This window comes from Burkholderia sp. E168m23, from assembly GCF_016586125.1.
GTDB classification, from domain to species: domain Bacteria; phylum Pseudomonadota; class Gammaproteobacteria; order Burkholderiales; family Burkholderiaceae; genus Burkholderia; species Burkholderia orbicola.
Genome location: NZ_BCPP01000411.1, coordinates 1 through 5,922, shown reverse-complemented (window position 1 = coordinate 5,922; position 5,922 = coordinate 1). Strand labels below are relative to the sequence as shown.

Annotated in this window: 5 protein-coding genes and 1 pseudogene; 5 read left to right on the top strand and 1 reads right to left on the bottom strand. The window is 68.2% G+C overall.

The features are described from left to right. Nucleotides 1-618 (bottom strand): annotated as a pseudogene (locus JMF90_RS20570) (AraC family transcriptional regulator); the annotation flags it as partial. Nucleotides 619-794: 176 nt separating this feature from the next. On the opposite strand from JMF90_RS20570, the gene JMF90_RS20565 reads away from it, so the two are divergent. From JMF90_RS20565 to JMF90_RS20545, 5 genes are all read left to right on the top strand, one after another. Next, the gene (locus JMF90_RS20565; protein WP_006480150.1) at nucleotides 795-1,328 is read left to right on the top strand and encodes a 2,4'-dihydroxyacetophenone dioxygenase family protein; all 534 of its coding nucleotides are present in this window, start codon (nucleotides 795-797) and stop codon (nucleotides 1,326-1,328) included. Between the two features lie 16 nt (nucleotides 1,329-1,344). After that, nucleotides 1,345-2,649 carry an MFS transporter gene (locus tag JMF90_RS20560; protein ID WP_011694926.1) on the top strand — a complete coding sequence of 435 codons (1,305 nt, stop codon included), beginning with the start codon at nucleotides 1,345-1,347 and terminating at the stop codon, nucleotides 2,647-2,649. A 1-nt stretch (nucleotide 2,650) separates the two neighbouring features. Further along, nucleotides 2,651-3,772 (top strand): 2,3-butanediol dehydrogenase, encoded by a 1,122-nt coding sequence (locus tag JMF90_RS20555; RefSeq protein WP_011548725.1) that lies wholly within the window; start codon nucleotides 2,651-2,653, stop codon nucleotides 3,770-3,772. Then, nucleotides 3,750-4,472 carry an SDR family NAD(P)-dependent oxidoreductase gene (locus JMF90_RS20550; RefSeq protein WP_011548726.1) on the top strand — a complete coding sequence of 241 codons (723 nt, stop codon included), beginning with the start codon at nucleotides 3,750-3,752 and terminating at the stop codon, nucleotides 4,470-4,472. The genes JMF90_RS20555 and JMF90_RS20550 overlap by 23 nt, the downstream gene beginning before the upstream one ends. A 182-nt stretch (nucleotides 4,473-4,654) precedes the next feature. Next, complete coding sequence (locus JMF90_RS20545; RefSeq protein ID WP_011548727.1) at nucleotides 4,655-5,746, top strand: porin; 1,092 nt, start codon at nucleotides 4,655-4,657, stop codon at nucleotides 5,744-5,746. Nucleotides 5,747-5,922: the final 176 nt, after the last annotated feature.

Below are 5,922 nucleotides of genomic sequence, written 5' to 3'. Positions count from 1 at the left end.
GTTCACTTCCGCGTCGATGAGTTCCGCGATCAGCGTGCGCGTGTGCTCGGCGAACCGCGCGGCGTCGCGCTCCACCGGCGCCTTCATGAACCGCTCGACGCTCGCGCGCAACGTTGCGCCGAGCATCGCGCCCGCGCCCGGCTTCGGCGCGATCCGCAGCGGCAGCGCGGCCAGTTCCGCATCGAGGCGGTCGTCGAACGTCGTGATCGGGATATCGATCAGCAACTGCCGCATCGGCGTGAGGAATCCGAACAGATACGGCACGCGGGTGTCGTAGACGACGAGATCGCCGGCCTCCGCGAGCAGGCACCGGTCGTGCTGGATGAAATACGCGCGCCCGCTCAGGATCTGGCACGCGAACAGCGACTCCTTCGGCAACTGGCGCACCAGCGCGGGGCTGCGCTCGATCACGTGATCCTGCCCGCTGATGTCGGCGATGCCGAGGCCCGGCAGCGCGATATCGGTCTTCTCGGCTTCCAGCCCGGCCGGCGACAGCGACGAGCAGCGCAGGCCGACCAGCGTCGCTGCGTTGAACGCATCCCAGTACGCCATCCGGTCACGCGCCGGCACGTCGGCCGTCGAGCCTCGCGTGCGTGAAAAAACGGTCGAATTCGTCACGTCGCCTCCTGCTGGCGCCTGTCGTGCGGAGCGGCACGGATTGGGGGGATGGTTCGTCTGGATTCTGGTGCGATGCAATGTCCGGCGCGGTCAAGCAATGCGTCCCGCCCAGTCAAGAGCGGCGCGCGCCGGCTGGCTAAAGTCGAGCCCACGACAACCCATGAAGGAGACACCCCGTGGTCGACAAAGCCGTATCCGAATTCTGGCAAAACATTCCGGCGATTGCCAATCCGTTCAAGCCCGATGCGCTGCCCGAAGCCTACATCCCGAACGCGGCCACCGACGACGAGCGCTATTACGTTCCGTTCACCGAAACGGTTTCGTCGCGGCCGCTGTGGATCTCGCCGTCGCAGAACAAATGGTGCGACATCCTGATGGCGAAGGAAGCCGGGCTCGTGAACCGGCACTATCACCCGCACGAGGTGTTCGCGTACACGCTGTCGGGGAAATGGGGTTACCTCGAACACGAATGGACCGCGACGCGCGGCGATTTCGTGTACGAGACGCCGGGCGAGGGCCACACGCTCGTCGCGTTCGATCACCCCGAGCCGATGCGCGCGTTCTTCATCGTCAAGGGCCCGCTGATCTGGCTCGACGACGCAGGCAATCCCGACGGCTACTTCGACGTGCATTCGTACATCGCGATGTGCAAGGCGCATTACGAGAAGGTCGGCCTCGGCGCGCAAGCGGTCGAGAAGCTGTTCCGCTGACGCGGCGAGGCTCACGATGACGCCCCCCTCCTCCTCCAGGCGCGCCTGGACGTACGAGAACAGGCTGCTGCTGATCCTGTTCATGACGTTCGGCTTCGTGTTCTTCGACCGCCTCGCGCTGTCGTTCCTGTTTCCGTTCATGTCGGCCGAGCTGCACCTGGCGAACACGCAGCTCGGCATGGTGTCGTCCGCGCTCGCGCTCACGTGGGCGCTGTCAGGCGCCGCGACCGGCGCATGGTCCGACGCGCGCGGCACCCGCAAGCCGCTGCTGGTCGCGGCCGTGCTCGGCTTTTCCGTGTGCTCGGCGCTGTCGGGGCTCGTCGGCGGCTTCGCGAGCCTGATCGCGTTTCGCGCGCTGATTGGCATCGCCGAAGGCCCCGTGCTGCCGCTGTCGCAATCGCTGATGGTCGAGAGTTCGACGCCGAGCCGCCGCGGGCTGAACATGGGCCTGCTGCAAGGCTCGGCCGCCGGCCTGCTCGGCGCGATGATCGGCCCGCCGGTCGTGATCGGCATCGCCACCGCATACGGCTGGCGCGAGGCGTTCTACGTGTCGTGCATTCCGGGCTTCCTGATCGCGTTCTGCATCTGGCGCTGGGTGCGCGAAGTGCCGCCCGGCGGCGTGCGCCACGTGCACGCCGATACCGCCGCGGTACCGGCCGCAAGCGGCGCCGAGTTCAGCCGCTGGGCATTGCTGAAGGAGCGCAACATCCTGCTCTGCGTGCTGATCAGCTGCTTCTTTCTCACGTGGTTCGTCGTGATCATCTCGTTCGCGCCGGTGTTCCTCGTGGAAAGCCGTCACCTGGCGCCGTCCGACATGGGCGTCGTGATGACCTGCCTCGGCGCCGCGTGGGTGTTCTGGGGCTTCGCCGTGCCGGCGATCTCCGACCGGATCGGTCGCAAGCCGACGATGATCGGGTTCGCGCTGATCGCGGCCATGTGCCCGGTCGTGCTGATCCACGTCGGCTCGGTCTGGGCGCTCGGCGCGCTCGTGTTCGTCACGTATACGGGCCTCGGCTGCTTCACGCTGTTCATGGCGACGATCCCGGCCGAAACGGTGCCGCCGCGAGCGATCGCGAGCGCGCTCGGGCTGATCATGGGCGCCGGCGAGCTGATCGGCGGCTTCGTCGCGCCGACCGTCGCCGGCTTCGCGGCGGACAGGTACGGCCTGCAGTTCGCGATGTGGACCTCGACTACCGGCGCGATCCTCGCATGCGTGCTGTCGTTCGGCCTCGTCGAAACCGCGCCGGCCGTGCTGCGCAAGCGCGCGCCCGCAGGCGCCGCGGCCGGCCGCCTCGATACGCACAATCTCGGAGGACGCTGACATGCGCGCACTTCAATGGCATGGCCCGCGCGACGTCCGTCTCGTGGAAATCGACACGCCGCGCGTCGGCCCCGGCGACGTGCGCATCGCGGTCGCGTATTGCGGGATCTGCGGCAGTGACCTGCATGAATACGCGGACGGCCCGCACGCGATTCCGGTCGATGCGCCGCATCCGCTGTCGCGCCGCACCGCGCCGCTGACGCTCGGCCACGAGTTCTGCGGCACCGTCGTCGAAGTCGGCGCCGACGTGACGACGCTGCGCGCGGGCGACCGCGTCGCGGTCGAACCCGAGTATCGCTGCAGCCAGTGCGCGTACTGCCGTTCGGGGTCGTACAACCTGTGCGTGTCGATGGGCTTCGCCGGGCTGATGGGCGACGGCGGGATGGCCGACTTCGCGGTCGTGCCGGCCTACATGCTGCATCGGCTGCCCGACGGCGTGAGCCTCGAACAGGCCGCGGTAATGGAGCCGGCCGCCGTTGCACTGCATGCGCTGCGGCGCGGCGAACTGCGGCTCGGAGAGACCTGCGCGGTGTTCGGGCTCGGGCCGATCGGCCTGCTGCTGATCATGCTCGCGAAGCTGCAGGGCGCGACCACGATCGTCGCCGTCGACGTGTCGCCCGAACGGCTCGCGGCCGCCACACGCTTCGGTGCGACGCACGCGTTCGATGCGCGCACGCTCGATGCCGCCGCGCTGCAGGACGCGATTCGCGCGGCCACGGGCGGGCTCGGCGTCGATACGAGTTTCGAGGCGGCCGGATTGCAGGCCACGTTCGAATCGGCGATGCGGGCACTGCGCAAGGGTGGTCGTGTCGTGATGGTCGGCCTGATGCCGCACGCGGGTTTCGACGCGTTCCGCGCGGTCAACGACGAGTTGACCGTCACCACGAGCGTCGGCTACCGGCATGCGTACGAAGACCTGCTGCGCATCGTCGCGTCGGGCGCGCTCGACCTCACGTCGATCGTCACACGCACCGTGTCGCTCGAGGATGCCGTCGCCGACGGCTTCGACGCGCTGCTCGCCGATCGCGCGCAGATCAAGATCCTCGTTTCACCCGCGCAACGGCCGGCCCGTCGCGCGTCCACCACCGGGAGCATCGAGCATGAGTCGTCAGTGGGCGTTTGACGGGCAGTCCGTCGTGGTGACGGGCGGCACATCGGGCATCGGCGCGCGCACCGCGCTGCGGTTCGCGCAGGCCGGCGCATCGGTCGTCGCGCTCGGGCTCGACGCCACCGGCCCGCATGCGCCCGTGCATGCCGGTGTCCGATGCGTGGAACTCGACGTGGCCGACGGCGCGGCGCTGACGCGCACGATCGCCGCGCTGCCGCGGCTCGACGTGCTCGTCAACGGCGTGGGCATCAGCCGGCACGCGGATGAATACCGGATGGACCAGTTCGAGCACGTGCTGAACGTGAACCTGACGTCGGTGATGCGGGCATCCGACGCCGCGCGGCCCGCGCTGGCGGCCAACGGCGGCAGCATCGTCAATATCGCGTCGATGTACACGTACTTCGGCAGCAAGGACCGGCCCGCGTACAGCGCGAGCAAGGGCGGTATCGCACAGCTCACGCGTTCGCTCGCGCAAGCGTGGGCCGATCACGGCATCCGCGTGAACGCGGTCGCGCCGGGCTGGATCGACACGCCGCTCAGCAGCGCTCTGATGGCCGCCCCACTGGCATCGCGCCGCATTCTTGAGCGCACGCCGCTCGGGCGCTGGGGCACGGCCGACGAAGTCGCGGAAGTGATCCTGTTCCTGTGCTCGCCCGGCGCGTCGTTCGTCACCGGCGCGGTCGTGCCGGTGGACGGCGGATATTCGACGGTCTAGCGCGCGGCGCGCGGGCCGCGGAAGGTCGCCGGATCGACGCGACCTGCCGATACCCGTTGCGCACCACCGCTTCCTTTGACCGTCGCCGAACCGGGTTCGCCCGGTTCATGTTTCTTCATATCAATCAGTAGTCCAATTAAAAATATCCGGCTCGATCGGATCATGTGAGGAGCACTTTGGAGATGACGAAAAAGACCTTTCTGGCGCTCGCGGCCTGCACGTTTCCGGCCGCGGCGTTCGCGCAGAGCAGCGTGACGATGTTCGGGCTGATGGATACCGGCATCAGCTACGTCAGCAATCAAGGCGGCCACGGCGCCGCGAAATTCGACGACAACATCTTCTTTCCGAACCTGCTCGGCTTCGAGGGCAAGGAGGATCTCGGCGCGGGCACGCGTGCGATCTTCCGGCTCGTCAACCAGTATTCGCTCGGCAACGGCGCGATCATCGGCGGCGGGCTGTTCGCGCGCACCGCCTATGTCGGGTTGCAGAACGACCGGTACGGCACGCTGACGCTCGGCAACCAGTACGAATTCATGGTCGATGCGCTGGCCGCCAGCGGCAACGAGATCGCGCAGGATCTCGTCGGCCTGTACGGCTTTCGCAACGGGCCGTTCGATCGGCTCGCGCTGCCGAACAACCCGACCGGTGCGTTCGACTGGGACCGCGTCGCGGGCAGCAATCGCGTCGCGAATTCGGTCAAGTACACGAGCCCGTCGCTGTCGGGCCTGACCTTCGGCGCGCTATACGGTTTCGGCAACGTCGCGGGGTCGATCGGCGCGAACAACACGGTCAGCGTCGGCGCCAGCTACGACCACGGCCCGTTCGGCGCGGGCGCCGCCTATACGAACCAGAAATACGGCGCGGCCGACGGACTGCCGCCCACCAGCGTACGCAACTGGGGCGCGGGCGTGCACTACACGGTCGGTACGGTCACGGGCAAGGCGCTCTTCACGACCGTGCACAATGCGCGCAACGGCGCGGGCGCGTGGTCGGCGGAAGCCGGTGCCGCCTGGCGGCCGTCGCCGGTATGGGTGATCGGCGCGAGCTACACGTACATGAAAGGCAACGACACGCTCGACGACACGCACGCGCATCAGTTTCTCGCCGCCATCCAGTACTGGCTGTCGAAGCGCACGATGGTGTACGTGGCCGGTGTGCATCAACGTGCGAGCCACGGCGGCAACGCGCAGATCAACGGCGTGATGGACGCGAACGGCGCATCGAGCGGCGCGTTGCAGTCGATCGCGCGGGTGGGGTTCAGTACGCGGTTCTGATCCGGCGCGGACGCGAACGGTCGGCGTTCCGGCAGCCCGCGCTGTTCGCCGACAACGCGATTGCGCGCGCAGGTCACAGAAACAGCAGCGCCGGATTCAACGCCGTTTCGTCGCACGGCTGCGCGCGCCAACCCAGCGCCACCGGCACCGAATACAGTCGCCGCGCGCCGAAACGC